Source organism: Proteus faecis, assembly GCF_030286765.1.
Classification (GTDB): domain Bacteria; phylum Pseudomonadota; class Gammaproteobacteria; order Enterobacterales; family Enterobacteriaceae; genus Proteus; species Proteus faecis.
The window spans coordinates 77,188-100,921 of the sequence record NZ_JASVWV010000007.1 but is presented as its reverse complement, the minus strand read 5'-3'; the positions used below and the strand labels follow the sequence as shown (position 1 = coordinate 100,921).

25 protein-coding genes are annotated in these 23,734 nt (G+C 38.7%); 14 read left to right on the top strand and 11 right to left on the bottom strand.

The features are described from left to right. Positions 1 to 17 precede the first annotated feature (17 nt). Positions 18 to 662 (top strand): orotate phosphoribosyltransferase, encoded by a 645-nt coding sequence (pyrE, locus tag QSH13_RS10970; protein ID WP_109398511.1) that lies wholly within the window; start codon positions 18 to 20, stop codon positions 660 to 662. A gap of 308 nt (positions 663 to 970) precedes the next feature. Here the strand turns inward: pyrE and slmA are convergent, their stop codons facing one another. The 3 genes from slmA to coaBC form a co-directional block, all read right to left on the bottom strand. Then, entirely contained in the window at positions 971 to 1,573 is a 603-nt protein-coding gene (gene slmA, locus QSH13_RS10965; protein WP_023583381.1) for a nucleoid occlusion factor SlmA, read from the bottom strand. 112 nt (positions 1,574 to 1,685) lie between these two features. After that, positions 1,686 to 2,144, bottom strand: coding sequence for a dUTP diphosphatase (gene dut, locus QSH13_RS10960; protein WP_006534255.1), 459 nt, complete (start codon positions 2,142 to 2,144; stop codon positions 1,686 to 1,688). Then, the gene (gene coaBC / locus QSH13_RS10955) at positions 2,128 to 3,339 is read right to left on the bottom strand and encodes a bifunctional phosphopantothenoylcysteine decarboxylase/phosphopantothenate--cysteine ligase CoaBC (protein ID WP_109406972.1); all 1,212 of its coding nucleotides are present in this window, start codon (positions 3,337 to 3,339) and stop codon (positions 2,128 to 2,130) included. The genes dut and coaBC overlap by 17 nt, the downstream gene beginning before the upstream one ends. Positions 3,340 to 3,641: 302 nt before the next feature. On the opposite strand from coaBC, the gene radC reads away from it, so the two are divergent. From radC to QSH13_RS10920, 7 genes are all read left to right on the top strand, one after another. After that, the gene (radC, locus tag QSH13_RS10950; protein WP_109406973.1) at positions 3,642 to 4,313 is read left to right on the top strand and encodes a RadC family protein; all 672 of its coding nucleotides are present in this window, start codon (positions 3,642 to 3,644) and stop codon (positions 4,311 to 4,313) included. Between the two features lie 247 nt (positions 4,314 to 4,560). Then, a complete protein-coding gene (gene rpmB, locus QSH13_RS10945) occupies positions 4,561 to 4,797 on the top strand; it encodes a 50S ribosomal protein L28 (protein ID WP_036914542.1) in 237 nt (78 codons plus the stop codon). Positions 4,798 to 4,808: 11 nt separating this feature from the next. Then, entirely contained in the window at positions 4,809 to 4,976 is a 168-nt protein-coding gene (gene rpmG, locus QSH13_RS10940) for a 50S ribosomal protein L33 (protein ID WP_006534250.1), read from the top strand. Positions 4,977 to 5,125: 149 nt separating this feature from the next. Beyond that, entirely contained in the window at positions 5,126 to 6,253 is a 1,128-nt protein-coding gene (locus tag QSH13_RS10935) for a glycosyltransferase family 4 protein (protein WP_109406974.1), read from the top strand. A gap of 138 nt (positions 6,254 to 6,391) precedes the next feature. Continuing rightward, positions 6,392 to 7,393: a glycosyltransferase family 9 protein gene (locus tag QSH13_RS10930; RefSeq protein WP_249716988.1), complete on the top strand. Its 1,002-nt coding sequence runs from the start codon at positions 6,392 to 6,394 to the stop codon at positions 7,391 to 7,393. A 3-nt stretch (positions 7,394 to 7,396) separates the two neighbouring features. After that, positions 7,397 to 8,500, top strand: a complete 1,104-nt coding sequence (locus tag QSH13_RS10925; RefSeq protein WP_286039141.1) for a glycosyltransferase family 4 protein — start codon at positions 7,397 to 7,399, stop codon at positions 8,498 to 8,500. Beyond that, positions 8,500 to 9,669 (top strand): glycosyltransferase family 4 protein, encoded by a 1,170-nt coding sequence (locus tag QSH13_RS10920; protein WP_286039150.1) that lies wholly within the window; start codon positions 8,500 to 8,502, stop codon positions 9,667 to 9,669. Before QSH13_RS10925 ends, QSH13_RS10920 begins: the two co-directional genes overlap by 1 nt. 3 nt (positions 9,670 to 9,672) lie before the next feature. Here QSH13_RS10920 and rfaL read toward each other — a convergent pair whose 3' ends face one another. Then, on the bottom strand, positions 9,673 to 10,932 hold the full coding sequence (rfaL, locus tag QSH13_RS10915) for an O-antigen ligase RfaL (RefSeq protein WP_286039140.1): 1,260 nt from the start codon (positions 10,930 to 10,932) through the stop codon (positions 9,673 to 9,675). 99 nt (positions 10,933 to 11,031) lie between these two features. Here rfaL and mutM point away from each other — a divergent pair, with 99 nt between their 5' ends. Then, positions 11,032 to 11,856 (top strand): bifunctional DNA-formamidopyrimidine glycosylase/DNA-(apurinic or apyrimidinic site) lyase, encoded by an 825-nt coding sequence (mutM, locus tag QSH13_RS10910; protein ID WP_185901512.1) that lies wholly within the window; start codon positions 11,032 to 11,034, stop codon positions 11,854 to 11,856. Here mutM and coaD read toward each other — a convergent pair. From coaD to waaA, 3 genes are read right to left on the bottom strand one after another with little or no spacing between them, the layout of a single operon-like run. Then, positions 11,853 to 12,338 carry a pantetheine-phosphate adenylyltransferase gene (gene coaD / locus QSH13_RS10905; RefSeq protein WP_109398502.1) on the bottom strand — a complete coding sequence of 162 codons (486 nt, stop codon included), beginning with the start codon at positions 12,336 to 12,338 and terminating at the stop codon, positions 11,853 to 11,855. The genes mutM and coaD overlap by 4 nt on opposite strands. Continuing rightward, positions 12,328 to 13,107 carry a glycosyltransferase family 2 protein gene (locus tag QSH13_RS10900; protein ID WP_286039139.1) on the bottom strand — a complete coding sequence of 260 codons (780 nt, stop codon included), beginning with the start codon at positions 13,105 to 13,107 and terminating at the stop codon, positions 12,328 to 12,330. The genes coaD and QSH13_RS10900 overlap by 11 nt, the downstream gene beginning before the upstream one ends. Then, complete coding sequence (gene waaA, locus QSH13_RS10895) at positions 13,107 to 14,384, bottom strand: lipid IV(A) 3-deoxy-D-manno-octulosonic acid transferase (RefSeq protein WP_075673244.1); 1,278 nt, start codon at positions 14,382 to 14,384, stop codon at positions 13,107 to 13,109. The genes QSH13_RS10900 and waaA overlap by 1 nt, the downstream gene beginning before the upstream one ends. Positions 14,385 to 14,585: 201 nt before the next feature. Between waaA and rfaQ the strand changes: the two genes are divergently transcribed. The 5 genes from rfaQ to QSH13_RS10870 are packed head-to-tail and all read left to right on the top strand — an operon-like array spanning position 14,586 to position 19,949. Then, positions 14,586 to 15,650: a putative lipopolysaccharide heptosyltransferase III gene (rfaQ, locus tag QSH13_RS10890; protein ID WP_109406980.1), complete on the top strand. Its 1,065-nt coding sequence runs from the start codon at positions 14,586 to 14,588 to the stop codon at positions 15,648 to 15,650. Beyond that, complete coding sequence (locus QSH13_RS10885) at positions 15,647 to 16,777, top strand: glycosyltransferase family 4 protein (protein WP_286039138.1); 1,131 nt, start codon at positions 15,647 to 15,649, stop codon at positions 16,775 to 16,777. Before rfaQ ends, QSH13_RS10885 begins: the two co-directional genes overlap by 4 nt. Continuing rightward, entirely contained in the window at positions 16,774 to 17,877 is a 1,104-nt protein-coding gene (locus QSH13_RS10880; RefSeq protein ID WP_286039137.1) for a glycosyltransferase, read from the top strand. Before QSH13_RS10885 ends, QSH13_RS10880 begins: the two co-directional genes overlap by 4 nt. A 40-nt stretch (positions 17,878 to 17,917) precedes the next feature. Further along, positions 17,918 to 18,880, top strand: a complete 963-nt coding sequence (locus tag QSH13_RS10875) for a polysaccharide deacetylase family protein (RefSeq protein WP_286039136.1) — start codon at positions 17,918 to 17,920, stop codon at positions 18,878 to 18,880. Position 18,881: 1 nt separating this feature from the next. Next, the gene (locus QSH13_RS10870; RefSeq protein WP_109406984.1) at positions 18,882 to 19,949 is read left to right on the top strand and encodes a glycosyltransferase family 9 protein; all 1,068 of its coding nucleotides are present in this window, start codon (positions 18,882 to 18,884) and stop codon (positions 19,947 to 19,949) included. Between the two features lie 40 nt (positions 19,950 to 19,989). On the opposite strand, the gene QSH13_RS10865 is transcribed toward QSH13_RS10870, so the two are convergent. From QSH13_RS10865 to rfaD, 4 genes are read right to left on the bottom strand one after another with little or no spacing between them, the layout of a single operon-like run. Then, positions 19,990 to 20,727, bottom strand: a complete 738-nt coding sequence (locus tag QSH13_RS10865) for a glycosyltransferase family 25 protein (protein ID WP_286039135.1) — start codon at positions 20,725 to 20,727, stop codon at positions 19,990 to 19,992. A gap of 1 nt (position 20,728) precedes the next feature. Next, positions 20,729 to 21,697, bottom strand: coding sequence for a lipopolysaccharide heptosyltransferase RfaC (gene rfaC / locus QSH13_RS10860; protein WP_286039134.1), 969 nt, complete (start codon positions 21,695 to 21,697; stop codon positions 20,729 to 20,731). After that, the gene (gene rfaF, locus QSH13_RS10855) at positions 21,694 to 22,746 is read right to left on the bottom strand and encodes an ADP-heptose--LPS heptosyltransferase RfaF (RefSeq protein WP_286039133.1); all 1,053 of its coding nucleotides are present in this window, start codon (positions 22,744 to 22,746) and stop codon (positions 21,694 to 21,696) included. The genes rfaC and rfaF overlap by 4 nt, the downstream gene beginning before the upstream one ends. 9 nt (positions 22,747 to 22,755) lie before the next feature. Next, on the bottom strand, positions 22,756 to 23,694 hold the full coding sequence (gene rfaD, locus QSH13_RS10850) for an ADP-glyceromanno-heptose 6-epimerase (protein WP_109398493.1): 939 nt from the start codon (positions 23,692 to 23,694) through the stop codon (positions 22,756 to 22,758). Between the last annotated feature and the right edge of the window lie 40 nt (positions 23,695 to 23,734).

Below are 23,734 nucleotides of genomic sequence, written 5' to 3'. Positions count from 1 at the left end.
GTAGAGAGGAGAAATAAATGAAAGCCTACCAACGCCGCTTTATCGAACTAGCATTAGCAAAAAATGTCCTGAAATTTGGTGAGTTCACACTGAAATCGGGAAGGGTGAGTCCTTATTTTTTTAATGCCGGTTTATTTAATACAGGGCGTGATTTGGCTTTACTGGGGCAGTTCTATGCGCAAACATTATTAGATAATAATGTGTCTTGTGATGTGTTGTTTGGACCCGCTTATAAAGGGATCCCTATTGCAACTACAACGGCAGTCGCATTGGTTGAGCATCATGATATCGATATCCCTTACTGCTTTAACCGTAAAGAGGCTAAAGATCATGGTGAAGGAGGAACATTAGTAGGAAGCCCATTGAAAGGTAATGTTGTGATTGTCGATGATGTTATTACAGCAGGTACTGCAATTCGTGAATCAATGGAAATCATCAAACAGCATGATGCAACGCTTTCTGCCGTATTATTAAGTTTGGATAGACAAGAGAAAGGGCGAGAAGAACTCTCTGCAATACAAGAGTTAAAACGTGACTATCAATGCCAAGTGTATTCGATTATTACTTTGGATGATTTAATTAACTACCTAAGTGAGAGCGAGACTTTGTCTGAGTATTTACCTGCAGTTAAAGCTTATCGTGAGCGCTATGGCGTGAATTAATAAAGTTAATACGCGATAAATGAGTTGGTCGATTATAGATAAAAAAAAGCCCTCGCCCAATTATGGGCGGGGTGAGTAGTACAATGAATCTTCTGTGACAAATATCACAGATATTGAAATATAAAAAGGACTTTTACTGCAGGGGCAAAGCGAGTTGCTAATGCCACAATGTAGGAACTGCACGAGTGCCATTCCTGATAAATACATTTAGGTAACTATGAGCTAGAAGACGCATGTTAACACAAATAAGAAAAAAACGGCATATCTGTAAATTTCAAATTGTTGAGTTAAATCACGAGTCCATCATTTCATTGTAACTGTGCCAAGATTAATGGCCATCGGGCTTCAAATTCTTGAGTGGGCTGATAGCGAAATTCTGTGCGAACAAAGCGCGCTAGCATACCTTCACAAAAAGCGAGTAGTTGCGACGCAAGTAACGCTTCATCATGCAAGAAAGCACTACCTTCACGAATTTTACGCTCTTTAATGACTTGTCGTAGTTGAACCTCAATGCGCTCATAAAGTTGGTTTATTCGCCCTTGCAATCTGTCTTGTTCAAACATCAATGCGTGGCCAGTCAAAATACGAGATAGCCCTGGGTTTTTCTCAGCAAAGCCGAGGATCAAGATAAGAATTAAGCGAATTCTTGCAACAGCGTCTTTTTCGTCTTTTAAAATCAAATTAATACGGGAGACTAAGCTATCTTCGATAAATTCAATTAGGCTATCAAACATTTTGGTTTTACTTGGAAAATGTCGATAGAGAGCAGCTTCGGATACACCAACAGTGGCGGCAAGTTTTGCCGTTGTGATGCGCTGACTACCATCACTTGATTCCAACATTTGGGCAAGTGACTGTAAGATTTCATCCCGTCTATTTCTTTTCTTTTTGGTTTCTTTTTCTTCTGCCATGACTGATAAGGCCCCTGCTAAAAGCAAAACAAATCAGTAAACCTTTGCACTAAGGTTTTTAGTGCAAAGGGAGTGATATCGTCATTGATATAATTAATGCAAGACGTCTTTATTATTGGCGGCCGGAGTGACCAAAGCCACCGCTACCACGTTCCGTTGCGGTAAAATCTTCAACAATATTAAATTCAGCTTGAACTACAGGTACGATAATCATTTGAGCGATACGCTCACCCGGTTCGATAGTGAATGCTGTTTGACCGCGATTCCAAACTGATACCATCAGTTGACCTTGGTAGTCAGAATCTATCAGTCCCACTAAATTACCCAATACAACACCATGTTTATGACCTAATCCTGAACGAGGAAGCACCATTGCTGCCAATCCTTCATCGGCAATATGTACAGCAAGACCTGTAGGTAATAATTCGGTTTGCCCTGGTTCAAGAACCAATGGTGCATCAAGGCAAGCGCGTAAATCTAAACCAGCAGAGCCTGTTGTGGCATAAGCAGGAAGTGGATATTCTTGACCAATACGTGCATCAAGGATTTTAACATCAATTTTTTTCATCATAATGTTTGGCTATCTCGTCAAGTAGGCGATGGCTAAGTTGTGCTTTACTACTGTGTGGTAAGCGCGTTTCTCCATTAGCCCAAATAAGGTGTAATGCATTGTTGTCACTGTTAAAGCCTTGATTTTCTGCTGAAACATCATTGGCACAGATTAAATCGAGCTGCTTTTGTTCTCGTTTTTTGCGGGCATATTCTTCCACATTCTGGGTTTCGGCTGCAAATCCAACAACAAAAGGACGGTGTTCAACCATTTTTCCGACACTCGCGACAATGTCGGGGTTTTTTACCATAGTGATGGTGACTTCATCACCTTGTTTTTTTATTTTTTCAGTCGCGATAAGTTTAGCGCGGTAATCTGCAACTGCAGCACAACCAATAAAAATATCTTGTGAAGGTACAATTAACATCACTTGTTCATACATTTCTTGTGCGCTTTCAACGTCAATACGTTTAACACAAGCGGGTGTCGGTAATGTGACAGGCCCGGCAATAAGCGTGACATCCGCCCCTCGTAATGCGGCTGCGTGTGCAATAGCAAATCCCATTTTTCCTGAGCTATGATTACTGATAAAACGCACGGGATCTAAGGCTTCACGAGTAGGCCCTGCGGTTATCGTGATTTTTTTACCTGCAAAATCTTGTGGTTGTAAAGCAAGTTGTTTTTCAGCTAATGAGACGAGTGCGAGAGGATCTAACATTCGCCCTGGCCCTACATCACCACAAGCTTGGCTACCAGAGTCAGGCCCCCAAATTAAACAGCCTCGCTGCTCTAAAGCTGATAAATTTTCTTGTGTAATGGTGGCTCTGTACATTTGCTGATTCATTGCTGGCGCAATAGCGATAGGTGCGCTACTCGCTAAACAGAGTGTGGTAAGTAAATCATTTGCCATCCCCACCCGTAAACGTGCAATGAGATCGGCGGTAGCGGGTGCAAGTAGAATTAAATCAGCCCATTTGCCTAATTCAATATGCCCCATAGCGGCTTCTGCTGCAGGATCAAGTAAATCATCAGCAACAGGAAAACCAGAAACGGCTTGTAGTGACAATGGCGTCACAAACGCATGAGCGGCGGGTGTCATTACAACTCGTACAATCGCGCCTTTATCACGTAAACGGCGTACAAGTTCAGGTGCTTTATAGGCTGCAATACCACCACTGATACCAAGAAGGATCTTTTTGTCGTGAAGTGTAGTCATGATGAAATGCCTAAGTACATAAATAATTGCCCATAATTTTACCACAAGGTAATCGTGAATTCGGAATTCTATGTAACTTCATGTTTTATAGATTAAATTTATGCGATTTATCTCGCATAAATTTAATATGTGTCTTTTTTATACAAGATTAGCAGTTTATAGTAAGTTAACTGTATAAAACAACAGTTGTTTTGCGATTAGCATTTAATGATGAGTGATACTTCACCTAAATTTTAATATTTATGTGAATAAATAAAATAGATCATTAATACCACTGCTTTTATGTATTAAGGAGTCCACGGATGGAAAATCAATCGGTTAGTGAACTGTTACCCAGAGAAAAATTGTTACTTTATGGCGTGGAATCACTCACTGATATTGAGTTATTGGCGCTCTTTTTACGCACCGGCACTTATGAAAAATCTGTATTAGAATTGGCAGCTTTTCTACTTAAAGAGTGTGGTTCTCTTTATCACGTTATTAATGCTGATTATGAAACATTAGGGCGTTTTAAAGGTGTCGGTGTGGGAAAGTTTACCCAGTTGCAAGCTATCAATGAAATGGCACAGCGTTTTTCCACAACACAATTTATGTATAAAAATGTCTTATCTTCTTCAGAAGATACAAAGTATTACTTACAAAAATTATTGCATTGGCGAGACAGAGAAGTCTTTGTGGTTCTTTTTCTTGATAATCAAAATCAATTGATTGCATTTGAAGAGATGTTTAAAGGAACAATTAACCGAGTAGAGGTTCATCCTAGAGAAATTGTCCGTCAATCAATAAAAAAGAATGCAACATCTATTATTCTTGCCCATAATCACCCTTCTGGTGTTTGCGAACCGAGTCTCGCAGATAAAGAAATAACAGAAAAAATTTTTCTTGCTTGCCAATTAGTGGGCGTAAATGTACTCGATCACCTTGTGATAGGGCATGATGATTGTGTTTCTTTTGCAGAACGGGGTTGGTTATAGCAAATATTTTTGTAATTATTGTCAATCTTTATTTGTACGGGTCTTGAGCGTTGAGGCCATTGGGCGTATACTACGCCACCTTTGAGGATCTTGGGTTTGGCGAGAAGAGCCTATCTCAGCAAGTTTTTTCTGAGGTGTTTACACAGTTTTTCAATCGTTAAAAGTTGCTGAGATGGGCTCCAAAGCCTGACGAGGCGGTCAAACCTGATATTAAAGCTCGAGCTGATTAGATTTTTGGAGAATAGACATGTCCCGAGTCTGCCAAGTTACCGGCAAGCGTCCTGTGAGTGGAAACAACCGCTCTCACGCATTAAACGCGACTAAACGCCGTTTTCTGCCAAACCTGCACTCTCACCGTTTCTGGGTTGAGTCTGAGAAACGTTTCGTAACTCTGCGTGTATCTGCTAAAGGTATGCGTGTGATTGATAAGAAAGGCATCGAATCTGTATTAGCAGATTTACGTGCCCGTGGTGAGAAGTTCTAAGGAGCTGAAAAATGGCTAAAGGTATTCGCGAGAAAATTAAACTCGTTTCTTCTGCTGGTACAGGTCACTTCTATACCACTACGAAGAACAAACGCACTATGCCAGAAAAACTGGAAATGAAAAAATTCGATCCAGTTGTTCGTCAACATGTGCTTTATAAAGAAGCTAAAATTAAATAATTTTAGTTTTCTTAAAAAACCCGACCTTAGTGTCGGGTTTTTTGTTATCTGGAGCCTACTAAGTATAACAAAGTAAAGCTATTGTGATCTTAGCGTGCTCTTTAGTTATACTATGGCTCTTTTTGAATCATCAGGTGAATGGATTGCGGATGAGTAAGTCAGCACTATCAATATTACATACAGAATCATCTTGTGGATGGGGTGGTCAGGAAATTCGTATACTGACGGAATCTCAAGGTATGATCCGCAGAGGACACCGAGTGGTATTGGTGTGTTGCCCCACATCTAAAATTGCTAAAGCAGCACCTGATTATGGTATTGAAGTTTTCACATTACCCATTGAAAAAAAACGTATTTCATCATTAAAAGCACTTCGCCAATGGCTGAAATTACATCATCACCAATTTGATGTTATCAATACTCATAGTTCAACTGATGCATGGCTAGTTGCTGCTTCTTGTGCCACATTACGCCATTCCCCCGTGGTGGTTCGAACTCGTCACGTTTCTACGGATGTTTCACGCTCATTACCAACACGATGGCTTTATCTTTCATCCTGTGCCCATGTTGTGACAACAGGTGAGAAATTACGCCAGACGCTCCATCAGCATAATAAATTTCCATTAGAAAAAATGACATCGGTGCCTACAGGAATCGATTTGCAACGTTTTTTTCCACAAGATAAACAACAAGCTAGAGAGAAAATTGGAATACCGAATAAACCGACATTAGGTATTGTTGCAACCATGCGTGTGTGGAAAGGACATAAATATTTAGTAGAAGCATGGAAATCATTGCATCAGCAGTTTCCGGATTGGCAATTAATTTTTGTTGGTGATGGGCCTCAACGTAAGAATTTAGAACCGATGGTGAAAGAGGCGGGACTAGAACAAAGTATCTTCTTCCTTGGTAATCGTAATGATGTGCCTGATTGTTTAAATGCAATGGATCTCTTTGCGTTACCCTCTTTTGGTAATGAGGGTGTACCGCAAGGTATTATGCAGGCGATGGCATGTGGTTTACCTGTCGTATCGACGACAGTGGGTGCGATTAGTGAAGCCGTTATTGATGGTAAAACCGGTTTTACATTAGTACCGCAAGTACAAGAATTATTGACCAGTCATTTAGCTAAATTAATGAGCTCAGATAAGTTGCGTGAACAGATGGGAAAAGCATCGCTTGAACATGCCGTTTCACGATTTGGTTTAGATAACATGTTAGATAAGATGGAAAGGATCTTTATTCAGGCAATCAACGATAAAAATAAATCAGTATGATTAATGTTGATAATAAAGTCGTGAAACGATTATCTCTATTATTAACTTGGTGTATTCATCTAATTGATGAATATTTGTAATACTTTTTAGTGTATAGTCTGAAAAGTAAATGTATCATTTAAACCAAATAAAAAGCATATGGATCCAAAAAATATATTGGTTATAGCGGTAGCGCGTTTTGGTGATACATTACTTATCACACCCGTTCTTCATGCTTTAAAGCAGCGCTGGCCCAATGCTCATATTCATGTGTTTGCACATAAACGTAGTGCATGCATTCTTGAGCATAATCCTGATATTGATTGTATTAGGCCTTTTTCTAAAAAAAGAGCGGTTTGGTCTGGGTGGTTACCCCATAAGCCTTATGATTTGGCTTTGGTTTACGGTAATGATAGTGAATTGGTGAACTATGCTCGTCGGCAATCTCATCATACCGTTGCTTTTGCTGATATTTCTCAGCAGCAAGGTAATACGACTTGGGTTGCGCGTCCCACGTCGCCGATGGTTGCACAAAAAGAGCGTGCCTTATTAATTAATGCATTAGGGATTTATCCGAGTTGTTGGCAATTACGTTACTTTATCAATGAGGAAGAAACGGCTTTTGCACAACAGTTTTTAAAAGATAATGCCTTAATTAATAAGAATATTGTTGGTTTTCAACTGCAAAGTTTTCCGGCTAAAGCCTATCGAGATTGGCCTGCGGAAAATTTTCTGCAATTAGCAAAACAGATTATTACCCATGACGAGAGTACGTACTTTTTGCTATTAGGTAGTAAGGAAAGCGAACAATTATCCATTGATTTAGCTAAAAAAATCGGTGAAGCGCATTGTTTAGCCTTAGCGGGTCAAGTTTCAATGCGACAAAATGCGGCAATTATGGCAAATTTATCGCTCTATGTCGGGGTAGATACAGGACCCACACATTTAGCTGGGGCTTTAGATATCCCAATGGTGGCGCTATATCATAGCTATCACCCAGGATGTTATTTAGCACCATTACAACATTCTTGTTGTCAGGTTATCCAACATCCAACATCGTTGGAAAATGCTCACCGTGAAGACAATATGGCTGAAATATCAGTCGAAGAAGTGTGGAATGCTGTGCGTAAAATCATGAATGGAATGAAGGTGAAAAAGTAATCCATGAAGATCGGTATAATTGATGTCACAATCACCATGTCTTATGGCGGGATCCAAACAGCTGTTTGGGAGCTCGCTAAGCAATTGCATGATGCTGGGCATGAAGTTCATCTTTATGGTGGCAATGGCGATATTCGGCACAATCTGGCAGGACGCCAAATACAAGTACACACTTACCCTTATACACCGCGAGATAAAGTTATCGATCTTGGTGGACGTTTTCGCCGTATTGTTGAGCGTTACACTTTTGCACGGCATGCTAAAAAAGATGTTATCAACCAACATTTTGATTGGGTGATTTTAACCAAACCGTTTGATTTTTTTTGGCCTTTTATGATGCCTAAATCATCCTCAACGCGTTTTTGCTATATGAGTGGAGGCACCAGCTTCTTTAAAGGTGATCGTCGGTTAGGTAAGAAAATCTCAGCATGGGTTGCATGTAGCCATTTTAATGCTTGGCAAATCCAACACCATTTTAAGCAATTCCCGAGTGTGATTTATAATGGTGTGGATATTGCAAAATTTAAGCCAATGAGTACCTCATTACGTGAGCAATTAGGGATCAGTCAGTCTACATTTTTACTCTCATTTGCAGGTCGATTAGTGGGTTGGAAAGGCTTAAGTGTGGCGATTGACGCCATTGAAAAGCTAAAAGGTGAAGATGTTAAGCTCTTGATTATCGGCACCGGTGATGATTTAGATAGATTGAAAAGTAAAGCGGTGGCGAAAGGTATTGCTGAACAAGTCATTTTTCATCAACCTGTTGAGCATAATCAACTACCTGAATTTTATGCGGCCAGTGATGCAGGCATTTTCCCAAGTACCGGAGATGAAGCCTTCGGTATTACGATTGCAGAAGCAATGGCGTGTGCTAAACCAGTGATTGCGAGCCATATCGGGGGGATCCCTGAAGTTGTCGGTAATGAAGGCACTGCGGGATTGTTGGTAGCCCCTGGCAATGCAGATGAAATTGTAATGGCGATTAATCATCTTCGCCAATTACCCGATAGAGGAAAAGCCATGGGTGAGAATGCACGTTTGCGTATAGAGACGCGTTATACTTGGCAACATTCTGCGCAACGTTTATTACAGGCATTGGCGTCATAATAATGAAGATTGCCTATCTTGATCCTTACCCGGTTCCTGACTTACGTGTTGCTTCCTTGCAAATCTTGCAAAATGTGGATGCATTTGCTCGAGCAGGTGCAGATGTCACTTTAGTCACACCAAAAGGACAATATCAAGATAGCGATATATTAGGTCGTTCAATTCACACTAATGCGAGTTTAGTTGCTTTAAGAGATATTCGACGTAAATGGTATTTTCCATTTAATTCACAAAAGCTTTTCTCATTACAAATTGCTCGTTGGATAAAGCAAAATGATGTGGATGCGTTGTTTACCCGTAACTTAAAGTTAGCGTGTTATCTTTGTGAAAATTATCCAGAAATCCCCCTCTTTTTTGAAAGCCATGAAATTTTTGCTCAATCTTTTGCTGAGTCTCATTCATTTGAGACAAAAAAGAATCGTGCAAAATACCATAAGCTATTAAAAATGGAGAAATTAGTTTATAGCCAAGCGACGGGTATTTTCGTTCTTACTTCATTATTAAGAGATGATATTGTTTCACAGTATCAAGTTGTTACACCAATAACTGTCGTTCCTGATGGTGTGGATTTACATGCAGTGGCGGAGCATCAGGCTGTTTCCTCTAAATTAAATACAACGACTACTGAAGTGCTCTATTTAGGAAGTTTGCATAAATGGAAAGGTATTCCTACCATGATGCGAGCAATGAAATATCTTGATAATGCACGGTTAAATATCGCAGGGGGAACGCCGGAGCAGATTAGCGGATTAACCTTATTAGCTCAAGAAATGGACGTAAAAGATAAGGTCAACTTTTTGGGGTTTGTTGATCCGAAAAAACGCTTTAGAGCGATTGCTCAGCACGATATCTGCGTACTGCCGCTTACGTTAACCAGTATTGGAAGCCGCTATACTTCACCACTTAAGTTATTTGAATATATGGCGATGGAAAAACCTGTGGTAATTTCAGATTTTCCTTCAATCCGTGATGTTGTAGATGAAAAAGCGGTAAGTTTTGCAGATAGTGGCGATGCGCAGAGTTTTGCAAAACAGATAATGCAGTTAAGAGAAAACCCGCAACGAGCTAGAGAAAAAACCTCTCATGCCCGTTCTCTGGTTGAAAATTATTACAACTGGGATAAACGGGCAGAGATTATTCTAAAAACAATAAAGACGTTAATTAAGTAACCCCTATTGTTGTTTACCTGATGGTGTGACGGATTGATTATTGAGTAAAGCGTGGCGCAATGCCAACATTAGCCCGACCAAAATACCCACTTGATTGATATAGGCATTTTCAAATAATCCTCGCAGTACATATACCCCTAAAAATGACATCAGTAGTACTAAAGCCGCTTGGCGAATAATCCCTGAGTTTTTTCTTATTAGTTGAATACCTTGCGCAATAATTGAGGAACAAAAATAGAGAATACCCAATAGCCCTAAAATACCGCCAGCAAACCAAAAAGCTAAAAAGACGTTATGGGGGCCAATGGAATTTTTAAATATCCAATTAGGATGATCTTTAACGCGCTCATTATAAACATTATGGTAAAGCTGATTACCATAACCATAGCCTTTTATCGGCTGTTCAAAAATAAGATCTAACGCTGACTCTTGGGTACCATTATCAAATCGACTGCCACTATTAGTTTGGGTTAATTTATGTTGAAGTAATTTACTGATAACGGGATTTTCCGGTAAATTTGTGGCCCCGATAAATAACAGAACACAGGTTAACGCACTTATTATCATCAGTAGCCATTGACGATTAATGACCAAGATAAGTAGCGTACTAATTGCTAATGCCACCCATGCACCACGTGCTAAGGTTCCTAACATAATAAAAACAAATGCTAAACAAACAATAGCTAACAGTAACCAATTAATAATAGCGTTACGTTTTTTTAGAGCCCATAATGCCAATATAATAGGAAAGAAAAAAAGAAGAGCGTAGGATATTTCCCTATGAATTAACTGACTTTTTATTGTAAAAGGCCAAATACCTTTCTGATACTCCAAATAATACTGCACTAGTTCCTTAGCCATAATCACCAACAATCCAATGGCAAAAGCTACCATTACCATCTTGGCAATATCAGTTGGTTTTTCTTTATATAATACAATCGGAAAGGTAACAGCAAAAAGCAGTAAGCCATTTAAAATGGGTTTATTAATCTCTTTGATGCTGATACTTGGATCAACTGAGATTAGTATGGAATAACCAATAGTCAGTAATAAAAACAGTAGCGAGAAGGCCAGATTATTTTTAAAAATTTTACAGATAGTTTTAAAATCACGTACCAGATACCACAGTGCTGTTGCACCAATCAATCCCATCACAATATTTTTATAACGGGTGATATCCGGTAAGTAGATCAATATAATGTAAAGCCCAATAATGGATAAATTCCATAGGGATTTTTTACTATAGTCTTTAAACAACATCATAATAATCTGCTATCGTCCTTTATACTTTTGGGGATGCTGATCATACAATAAAAATGATGCTATCGCTGTATCTCTTATCTGATAATCATGGAGTCACCTGTGCCAGAATTGCCAGAAGTCGAAACCAGTCGTCGAGGTATTGAGCCTCATCTTGTGGGTAATGTGTTGCACTACGCCATTGTGCGCAATAGCAAATTACGCTGGCCTGTCTCAGAAAAAATAAAAACCTTATTGGATGAACCTATCTTAAGTGTAAAGCGACGCGCTAAATATTTGCTAGTCGAGCTTAATACAGGATGGATCATTATCCATTTAGGGATGTCAGGAAGTGTACGTATTTTATTAGAGGAACAACCTGAAGAAAAACATGATCATATCGATTTGGTTTTTCGTGATGGCAAGGTACTGCGTTATACCGATCCTCGACGCTTTGGTGCTTGGCTATGGTGCGAAGATTTAGCCACAAGCCCAGTATTAGCCCATTTAGGGCCAGAGCCGCTTTCGGATGAATTTAATGCTGAATATCTCTATCAACAATCGAAAAATAAAAAAACAGCCATAAAGCCGTGGTTGATGGATAATAAATTAGTGGTTGGTGTGGGTAATATTTATGCTAATGAAGCCCTATTCTCATCGGGGATTATGCCAGATAGAAAAGCCAATAGTTTGACATCAGAAGAGTGCTCGGTGCTGGTAACGGCGATTAAACGAGTCTTAACCCGCTCCATTGAGCAAGGTGGCACAACGCTAAAAGATTTTCTGCAATCAGATGGTAAACCGGGGTATTTTGCGCAAGAGCTATTTGTTTATGGACGTAAAGATAAACCTTGCTTGATTTGTGGGCAAGCGATAGAAAGTATAAAGCAAGGGCAACGTAGCACATTTTTCTGCCGACATTGCCAACATGGTGAGAACCAGCGTTAAATCTTACCGAGTTTTTTTAGCATGGCGGTGGTGACAACGTCAGGTAAAAACGTAGAGACATCACCGTCATGGCGCGCTACATCTTTAATTAAAGATGAAGAGACAAATGAAAGATTTTGAGAAGGTAGTAAAAATACGCTATCAAGATCGGGTGCGAAATGACGATTCATATTGGCGAGTTGCCATTCATATTCAAAGTCAGAAACACTGCGGACACCGCGAATTAAAATAGTCGCTTGCTGTTGTTTAGCAAAGTTAGCCATTAGTTCACTAAACCCCATCACTTCAACATTAGGTAAGTGACTTGTTACCTCTCTAGCTAAATTTACCCGCTCTTCTAAGGTGAACATAGGATTTTTACGAGCACTATCAGCAATCGCTAATAAAATGGTATCAAACATACCCGCTGCACGAGTTAATATATCGATATGACCATAAGTGATAGGATCAAAGGTTCCGGGGTAGATAGCTTTATTTTTCATGATTGATAGTCTTCTGGCTAAGTTCCCATAAAGAGGCGTATTTATTAAAAGTATATTGTGCGTTAACAAATGCCAATATCAACCCCTGTTTTCCGTCTAGAAATCCCGCTCTTAACAACCAAGTCTTAAAAAAGGCGCCTAACGTATGAGTTAAGATTGAGCCGAAACTGGTTTTTTTACCTTGTTGATGACGCTCTTTTGCCCAGTCGGAGGCATATTTTAGCTGTTTTTGCTGAAATTCTATTAAATCACGGCAAGTAAGGTGTAAGAGATCACCTTGTAGCGTTTTGACCATTGCACCTTGGGTTTCTAATGATTCATGAACTAAATTATTATTATATTGATAATGTTCACGAGCATATAAACGGGTCACTTTATCGGGATACCAACCACTGTGTTTCATAAAGCGTCCCATAAATAAGTTACGGCGAGCACAGTTATAGACCACATTTTCTTCAGGTTGATGTAATACTGCGAGGATACTGGTTTTGAGTTCAGGTGTGACGCGCTCGTCACTATCGATCATAAAAATATAATCGCCAGTGGCATACTGTTGTGCCAGTTGGCGCTGTTTACCAAATCCCGGCCATTCACTGTTGATAAAGACTTTAGCGCCTTTTTCTTTGGCAATATGGCAGGTGTTATCTTGGCTACCTGAATCTAATACAATGATTTCATCAGCCCATTGTACGGAGTCCAAACATTCACCAATAACATCAGCAACATTTTTACTGATTATCACCACAGAAAGGCGCTTACTTTGGCTCATTAGTGACTCCGAGGAGGAAGATAAGGTGAAAGTAAGGTAAGTAAACGCAGTAACGCTCCTTGATTTTCATGAAGCACTTCAACGGCATGGCGACCATAGTAACGGCGATAATCTTCATCATTAAGCAGTGAGGCAATCGCGGTTGCCATTGATTCACTGTCTGTAACGGTAATTAATCCTTCAGCTTGATCAAGCTTGGCACAGATATTTTTAAAATTAAAAGTATGTGGTCCCATAATCACAGGGATAGCGTGCGCTGCGGCCTCTAAAGGATTATGACCACCACGCTCAACTAAACTTCCCCCCACAAAAGCCAGATCAGCAATACCATAGAGTAACATTAGCTCGCCCATTGTATCGCCAATAACCACCTGAGTTTGTGCATCAGGCACAGCATCTGTGCTTCGTAAGGTATATTTTAACCCAGCTTCGCGAGTTAACTGTTCTGCTTTAGGAAAACGTTCTGGGTGTCGAGGCACTAAGATCAACAAAAGTTGAGGAAATTGTGTTAATAGCTTTTTATGTGTTTCTAAAATAATGGTTTCTTCGCCTTCATGAGTGCTTGTTGCAATCCAAACGGGGCGGTGAGCAGCCCATTGACGACGTAAAGCAACAGCTCTGGCGGCTAATTCTGGGGTAACAGAGATATCAAATTTTAGGCTACCAGTGACATGTAAATGTGAACGTTTTAAACCAAGTTCGATAAAACGCTCACCATCTTCCTGATTTTGCGCGGCAATTAAGGTGATCTTTTGGAGCATTGTTTTAACGAAACTGCCTAATTTCTGATAACCGGCCGCAGAGCGTTCTGATAAACGGGCATTGGCGATAATCAATGGGATTTTTCGTTGGTGAAGTTTTGAAATTAGGTTAGGCCATAGTTCGGTTTCCATAATGATCACCAATTTCGGGTCAACTGTTTTAAGAAAACGATTAACTGAACCGGGTAAATCATAAGGAAGATAGACATGGTAAACATCATCACCAAATGCAGAGCGAACCCGTTCTGAGCCAGTTGGTGTCATGGTTGTGACAGTAATAGGCAAATCAGGATAGTGATGACGAAGGGCACGAACAAGTGGCACTGCGGCAAGTGTTTCACCGACAGAAACGGAATGCAATAATATCCCTTGAGGTACGACTTTGCCTTTGCAAAAGCCATAGCGTTCTCCCCACCGTTTACGGTAGGCGGGTGCTTTACGGCTACGTAATAAAAGACGCAACCAAATCAGAGGTTGAATAAGGTAAAGAAGTACCTGATATAAACGCAACAACATGCTATCAAATTCACTTATCTGGACGAACGCTTATAGTATCACACTGTGTGGGATAAAGTGTGTAAAAACAAACGTTGTGGTATTAAACAACGCGGTATAATGCTTTTTTATTATTTTTAACAGGCTTTATTCAGGAAACTTGATAGAATTTTTTTTATAATCAAATCACATTACTAATTATTCAAGTACATTTGGAATGTTATGAGTGAAAAAATGAAGTTAATACAAAGGGTTCTTATTATTAAGTTACGACATCATGGTGATACTTTGTTGATTACCCCTGTTATTAATACATTAAAAGCTAATTTTCCAAATGCTAAGGTTGATATCTTAATCAATAAAGAAACTATGCCCATGATTGAGCACTTTTCTTCTATTCATCATATCTTTGTATTAGACAAAGCATGGAAAAATGAAGGGAAGCTAGCGAGATTACGTCATGAATGGAAGTTAATAACCGACTTAAGAAATCAACAATATGATGTTGTTATAAACTTAGCCGATCAATGGAATAGTGCAATAATAACGCGTTTTACAGGGGCTAAAATTCGTGTTGGATATGATATTTATAAACGTCAAAGCCCTATTTGGAAAAAATGTTTTACCCACTTGATACCACTAGGCTCTGTAGATAACAAACATATTGTTGAGCAAAATTTAGCGCTCTTGCAACCATTACAGTTACCTAAAATAGATACTCAAGTATCAATGGCATATAGTCATCAAGATAAACATATCGTTACCGAAAAATTAAAAGCGCATAAAGTGTTGGGTAGTTATATTGTTATTCAACCTACATCTCGATGGTTTTTTAAATGTTGGGATGAAAGTAAATGGTCGAAATTAATTGATGCTTTAGAACAAGAAGGAAATCAAATTGTTTTAACATCAGGCCCCGATCCAAGAGAGCAAGAGATGGTTGAAACTATAATTAAAGGGTGTACTTCAAACAGTGTGGTTTCATTATCTGGACAACTCTCTTTACCTCAACTTGCTGCGTTAATTGATAATGCTCGTTTATTTATTGGGGTTGATTCTGTTCCCATGCATATGGCCGCTGCACTTAAAACGCCCCTTATTGCGCTCTTTGGGCCATCAAAATTATTTCATTGGTCGCCATGGAAACATATTGGCGAAGTGTTATGGGCAGGAAATTATGGTGAACTCCCTGATCCTGATGATGTCAATACCAACACAGAAACACGTTATCTCAGTTTAATACCTGTCGAAGATGTACTGAATGCCGTAAGAGGACAACTAAAATGAATTCATTCCGATTGGCTATAGTGCGTCAAAAATACCGACCTGATGGGGGAGCAGAACGATTTGTTTCTCGAGCACTAGAAGCATTAGATAATCAAGCAGTAGAACTTAATGTGATCACGCGTTCATGGATTGGAGCAGTACAACCTCAGTGGCATATTCATATTATCAACCCCATAAAATGGGGGCGGATCAGCCGTGAAAAAGGTTTTGCTCGAGCAGCAAGACAATGTTGGCAAAAAGAAAAATTCGATTTGGTGCAAAGTCATGAACGTATTGCAGGATGTGATATTTATCGTGCAGGAGATGGTGTTCATCACCGCTGGTTATTACAACGTTCGCGCGTTTTAAGCCCATTACGTAGCCAATTATTGCTTAATAGTTGTTATCACCGTTATGTAATGAAAGCTGAAAAAGAGATGTATCATTCACCAGAACTAAAACGCGTTATATGTAATTCAGAGATGGTAAAACGCGAAGTGATGGAAGACTTTGGTATTGAAAGTGAACGTATTAGTGTAATTTATAATGCAATAGATAATCAGCGGTTTTTTCCAGCAACAACACTTTATCGTGAGCAATTGCGCCAGCAATACCATATTCCCATAGAGGCGAAATGCTTTATTTATGTGGGCTCTGGGTTTGAACGTAAAGGATTAAAAGCGGCCATAGAGGCTATGAGTCGCACAAATGCACATTTACTTGTTATTGGGCAAGATAAAGAGCAGAAAAAATATCAGCAATTAGCTCATCGATTAAATAGCCATCATAGAATTCATTTTTTAGGTGTGCAAAAAGACACCTTACCTTTATATCAAATGGCAGATGGTTTATTGTTACCCACTTTATATGATCCTTTTCCTAATGTTGTTTTAGAAGCAATGGCATGTGGTTTACCTGTGATCACCAGTTATACTTGCGGTGGCTCTGAATTTATTGAGCAAGGTGTTAATGGTTTTGTCACTGACGCACTAGATATTTCGGCAATGGTAAGTGCAATAGAAACAATTTCTGCCGATAATCTTGATAATAGAATGTCTAAAGCTGCCCGAAACAAGATACTGCCTTATACGCCAGCGCATTTATCTCAACAACTGATTGGGCTTTACCAAAAGGTTCTTAGTTTATGAAGGAACATATCCTTTTTATTATCGATGGATTACCTGGTGGTGGTGCTGAAAATGTCACTATCAGACTATGTCATGGTTTAAGTCAGCGTGGCTATGCCGTTACGCTACTCTCTTTAGCAGAAAAGTGTGATTATTCTATCCCTGCTAATATCGAATTATTGATTGACGCAGACAGCTACCGTGGGTTATTTCATCGACAAACTGAACTGAAACGTCGAGCAAAATCAATGGACAATACGCTAAAATCGTTATTTATGCGTAAAGGTATTCCATCATTGGTTGTCTCGAATTTGCATAAGACAGATAGAATAGTCGCTTTATCTAAAGAGCTGGCAGATAAAAATACTTGGTATTGCATTCATGGTATTTTTTCCCAATCTTATTTAGGTAATAAAACAGGTTTTTCTCGTTGGCTAAAACAAAAAAAGATCCAAAAAGTATATCAAGGGAAAAGTATTATTACGGTTTCCAATGCGGCTGGACAGGATTTGATTCAAAATGTTGGAATATCACCACAACAATTAAAAACAATTTATAATCCGTTTGATATTCAAGAAATTAGAAAGCTGGCACTAGAGCATAACTCTTATCAGGGACAAGACTATTTACTACATATTGGTCGTTTTCATGAGGTTAAACGGCATGACAGATTATTAGAGGCATTTGCGTTGGCAGATTTACCTTGTAAATTGTTTATTGCAGGGCAAGGCTCTTCTGAAGTGACCTCTAAAATTAAAAATAAAATAGCAGAGCTTAATTTAGAAGGTAAAGTAAGTTTAATTGGTTTTTTAGCAAATCCATTTGCGGTTATTAAAGATGCAAAAGCGGTTATTTTGAGCTCTGACAGCGAAGGTTTAGGTAATGTATTAGTCGAATCCTTGATTTGTAATACCCCTATTGTCAGTACCAATTGCCCTGGTGGTATTGGTGAGATTATGGAAGGTGAGCTTGCGTCCTATAAAGCTGAGTTAAATGTAGCATCCTTAGCGGAAAAAATGCGATTGGTTTATTTTAAGCCACCTAAAATCACATCAGAGATGTACCAAAAATTTGATATTAATGAAGTGATTGATCAGTATGTCTCACTCATTAAACAATAAATTGCTTAATTTATTTTTCAAAAAGGCTGAAGGTGCTTTAATGACTAAACCTGCATTTATTATCACATTAGATACCGAAGGCGATAATCTTTGGGAAAATGAACGTGATATTACTACACAAAATACGCATTTTTTACCCCGCTTTCAGCAACTTTGTGAGCGCTTTTATTTTAAAACCGTTTGGCTAACAAACTATGAAATGGTGATGGATGAAGCTTATATTGAGTTTGCTCGAGATGTAATTGCCCGTAATACAGGTGAAATTGGTATGCACTTACATGCGTGGAATAGCCCACCAATAGTGCCTTTAACAAATGACGATTTACATTATCAGCCTTATCTAATTGAATACCCCAAAGCGCAAATGCGAGAAAAAATCGCATTAATGACAGACTTACTTGAAGATAAACTACAAACTAAAATGTTAAGTCATCGTGCTGGTCGCTGGGCCTTCAATGAGGTTTATGCTCAACTTTTGGTTGAATTTGGTTATCAAGTTGATTGTTCTGTTACGCCTAAAGTAGATTGGCGATTTACTAAAGGTGATCCTGAACAATCAGGAGGCACTAATTATACTGATTTTCCAAGTCATGCTTATTTTATGGATCTAGAGGATATCACTAAACCGGGTAATTCTACGTTGCTAGAAGTGCCGATGAGTATTCAATATAAACATTCGCCTTTAATGAATAAAATTAAGCAGGGTTACGATAAATTAAGAGGCAAACAGCGAGCACCTTCTGTAAATTGGTTACGTCCTAAAGGTGGCAATGCGCAGCAAATGATTGAAGTAGCAGAAAAATCGTTAGCTCAAGGCCACTCTCATATTGAATTTATGTTGCACTCGTCTGAATTTATGCCGGGGGGTAGCCCGACATTTCGTACTGAAAAAGATATTGAAGGGTTATATAACGACTTAGAAACCTTATTTAGCTTCTTATCAGATAAAGTGCAGGGAATGACGTTAGCTGAGTATTATCAAAGTAAGGTGCAGGCAAAATAAGATGAAGTTAAAGAAATTAAAATGGGTACATAACTTCCTAAATATTTATAATCCACTTTTTGGCAAGATGAAAAAAACGGATACATTTTCATCTGATATTCAATTTAACAGTATTCTTATTTTTTCTACGACCGCGCTGGGAGATTTTATGTTTAATACCCCAGCAATAAGAGCGATCCGAGCTCACTATCCTGATGCACATATTACATTGGTTTCAAGTGAGAAGAATAGGTTATTAGTTGAAAACTATGACCAAATAGACAGTGTGGTCTATTGGGATAATAAAATTAGAAATCTACTTCCTATTGCTTTACAGGCCAAAAAATATAAACCTGAATTAGCGGTTATTCTCCATTCTCATCTTCCTTATGATGTGTTATTTGCTGTTGTAGCAGGTTGCCAGTATATCTTACGCAATACTTATGATGTGATCCCTGAATGGTTTAGAAAATGGATTGTTGCAGAATATAAACCACAATCAGGACATTTTATTCAAAGAAAATTAAATTTATTAAAATCATTAGATATTATTGAAAAAGATACATCACCAGAGATGGAGTTAACCTGTAAATACACTCCTTTGGACGATTCTAATAAAGTTATAATTGGATTTCAGTTAGGAACATCTAGCCCAATTAGAACATGGGGTGTTGATAAATTTGTTCAATTAGCTGAGAAGTTAATAGAAAGTAATCCTAATACTATTATAAAGTTGATTGGTTCTTCTAGAGAGCTATCTTTATCATCTGTATTTTTGAATAAAATTAAACCTGAATACAATAATAATATTGTTGATTTAATAGGAAAAACAACATTACCTGAGTTGATTAGTCATATTGAGAATATGTCTGTATTAGTTACTGGGGATACAGGGCCTTTACATATTGCAATTGCCTTAAAGAAGCCAACAGTAAGTTTATTTGTTACTGCTGATCCAAAAATTTCAGGCCCATATCAAGATATGGATATTCATCAAGTTATTAAAAAAGAGTATGATCCAAGTTATGAACATCCAATGGAACAAATAAATACGGATGAAGTATTTAAAGCTATACACAATATATTGTAAGACTTATTACCATAGGAAATAATAATTTGAGTTATTTTTCTTATGGTCTTACTTTTTTGACCCAGCTTCTAATGAATATACGCCATAATAAAAGTCTAATAGATTCATAAATATTTCTTTTGCGCTTTTTTTTATCAAAGTGAGTTAGTAATGCTCTAGGTTCATTAGATATAGTTGAAGCATCAGCATGTTCAGTAAAGGTAATTAGTGGGGGAACAATCGCTTTTATTTTTGCAATATTCTTCTCTCTAATTAGTTTCCATTCATCTGAAACTATCCAAATAGGTTGTAAAAATTTAAGAAGCTCTTCTGCGGCTTTTTGATTTATACAATACCCATATGCACCAACGGAGTCGATAACATTTACTAATGAATAATTGTTATCTAATGGTTTTTTAAAACTCTCAATATATTCGTTTACTTTACCTAAGAGTATTACTTCTGGTTTATTAAAATTATAATAATGTTCTATTAAGTCTAAATATTTTTTTATATCTGAATTGATTTTTACATCATCTTCTAATATTAGAGCAATATTATCATTATTTTCGATTATTTTCTTATAGACTTTTAAATGACTTAAAGCACACCCTAATTCAGGTAATGTGAGGCGAGTTTTTTCAAAATCAGGGCTTAAACGTGAGATTTCCTCTTGAGAAAGTTTTTTTCCATAAACGGCTGAGATAAATTCATAGTCTAAATTTAAGGCATCAAGCTGTGCTTTAATCGATGCTTTTCTTTCAACATCTTTTTCTAAATTAACAATATAAATTTTCATATTACTGTTCATTATTCTTGAGTTTTATAAAAACATCATTTGCTGTGATTTCACCAATATCCCCACCTTCTGCTTTCACTGACATTTGAGCCTTACCATAACCGCCGATTAAACCGGGATCGGTAGGGCCAAAGAGGGTGATATTGGGTTTATCCAGCGCTGCAGTTAAGTGGCTTAACCCTGTATCGACAGATACAACACTTTTCGCTCCCGCAATAACCTGAGCTACTTGTGCTAGCGACATTTTGGGCAATACATCAACATAGTCGAAATCTGCAGCTAAGCGAATGGCACGTTGATGCTCATGCTCTGCACCCCAAGGTAACTTAATGCGCAACCCTGAATCAGCAAGTAGGGCGATTACTTCTCGCCAATGGGATTCTGGCCAGTGTTTTTCATCACGAGTTGTTGCGTGTAAAAAGACTAAATAAGGGCGTTTATCAAAGGATGGCAGTGAGAGGAAATGCTGTGCAATCCCATAATCACCCTGAGATTGTGGAATGGGGTAATTTAAGCTTAAGGCAAATAGTTGGCGAATACGTTCAACCGCATGCATTTTTCTACTAACATCGTGGCGAATATCGTAAAAGAAACTGGCTAAAGGCTCTCGGGCACATTGACGAGAATAGCCGTGTTTAGTGCCTTTGGCGTATCGAGTCACTAAAAATGCACTTTTCAGTAAACCTTGCGCATCAATAACAGCATCATAATGATGGGCTTGAATAGCGCGACGAAATTGCGTACGTTCAGCACGAATGGGTGCACTAAACCAGTTTTTTCGCCAACGACGTATTGCCACTGGAATAACGGTATCAACGGCTTGATGCCAGCTTGGGATCTGTGCAAAACCTTCTTCGACTACCCAATCAAAACAAATATCAGGATACGCATTGATTGCATCAGTTAATGCAGGCAATGTATGTAACACATCGCCCATAGAAGAGGTTTTAACGATTAATACCCGCTTCACACTGATGGCTCCGTTGACAGTAAATTTTCTAATTCAGCAAAAACCTTCTCTGGCTGAATATCTATTAAGCTTTGGTGATAACCTTGTTCTGCATCCCCTTTACGTACTTTGTGATAGCCCGTAATCAAACGGATCACGCGCGCTTTATGGGATAAGGGTGGCGTAAAGTCAGGGCTACTTGGGCCATAAAGGGCAACTAACGGGCGCTCTAATGCCGCCGCCACATGCATTAAACCAGAGTCATTACTGACGACAGCTTTACAAGATGCAATCAAATTCACCGCTTGTTCAAGGCTGGTTTCACCTGCAAGATTAAAACAGGCTTCACGGGCTTCTGGCGTTAAAGCTTGTTTTATCTCTTCACCGGCTTCGTTATCTTTTTGAGAGCCAAATAAGAAGATTTGATACCCTTGTTTTGTAATGAGTTTCTGTGCCAACGTAGCATAATGATAATGAGGCCAACGTTTTGCAGGACCAAATTCAGCACCGGGGCAAAAACCAATCGCAGGGCGTTGGGTAGATAATGAAAATTGGGTCAATGTAGTAGAGATATCATTTTCAGTCACTGATAACTTAGGCCATAACAAAGGCTGAGGTAAATCTGTCGCTTTTTGGACTTTCTGCTTGTCATAAGCCAGCGCCACATAACGCTCAACCATCAGCGGGAAGGCGTCTTTATCTAAAGGGCGTAAATCATTTAATAATCCATAGCGCATTTCTCCACGCCAGCCTGTGCGCTTAGGAATATCTGCAAAGAAAGGGACTAAGGCAGATTTAAACGAGTTAGGTAAGACATAAGCGTGAGTGTAACCATTCGCTCTTAGTTGTTTTCCTAAACGACGGCGTTCACCAATGGCTAAAGCTCCATGACCTAACGGCATTGGAATTGCGTTATCAACTTCCGGCATTTTTTCTAATAATGGACGGCACCACGCTGGTGCCATCACATCAATCGTTGCCGCAGGATGTAATGCTTTCAATGTACGATAAAGACTTTGGGACATCATCATGTCCCCGACCCATGAAGGCCCTACCACAAAGATTTTCATAAACAGCGATTACTTACCTTGATTTAACCATTGCATATAAAGCTCGACACCTTCGGCAACCGTTTTAAATGGTGCGGTATAACCTGCTTTACGTAAATTTGTCAGATCGGCTTGAGTAAAAGCTTGATAACGACCTTTTAATTTTTCTGGGAACTCGATATGTTCGATAGAAAGATCTTTATCTTTATGATGAGCAATAACGGCATCTGCAACAGCTTGGAATGATTCAGCACGACCTGTACCACAGTTAAAAATACCGGATACATTATTGCGCCAGAACCATAAATTGACCGCAGCCACATCACCTACATAAATAAAGTCGCGTTGGAAGGTTTCGCTACCTTCAAATAGTTTTGGATTTTGGCCTGCATTGACTTGGTTATTTAAATGGAATGCAACACTTGCCATGCCACCTTTATGTCCTTCACGAGGGCCATAAACATTAAAATAACGGAAGCCACAAATCATTGATTCTGCTTCAGGTAAAATCTGACGCACATATTCATCGAATAAGAATTTTGAATAACCGTAGACATTTAAAGGTGCTTCGTATTTTCTCTCTTCAATAAAGTTATCTGTGCGACCACCATAAGTAGCAGCTGAAGAGGCATATAAGAAAGGAATTTGGCGATCTAAACAGTAGTGGAGTAGTTCTTTAGAATATTGATAGTTATTATCCATCATATATTTGCCATCCCACTCTGTGGTAGATGAGCAAGCACCCTCATGGAAAACGGCATCAATATCACCAAAATCATCACCTGCAACAACGCTTGCAATAAAATCTTCTTTATCCATGTAATCAGTGATATTCAAATCAACCAAATTCACGAACTTGGTGCCATCTTTAAGGTTATCAACAACCAATATATCGGTATAACCTTCATCATTTAATGCTTTAACAATATTGCTGCCGATAAAACCTGCACCGCCCGTGACGATAATCATGTGGCTACCCCTTCATATAAAAATCTAAAAATTAGCTCTG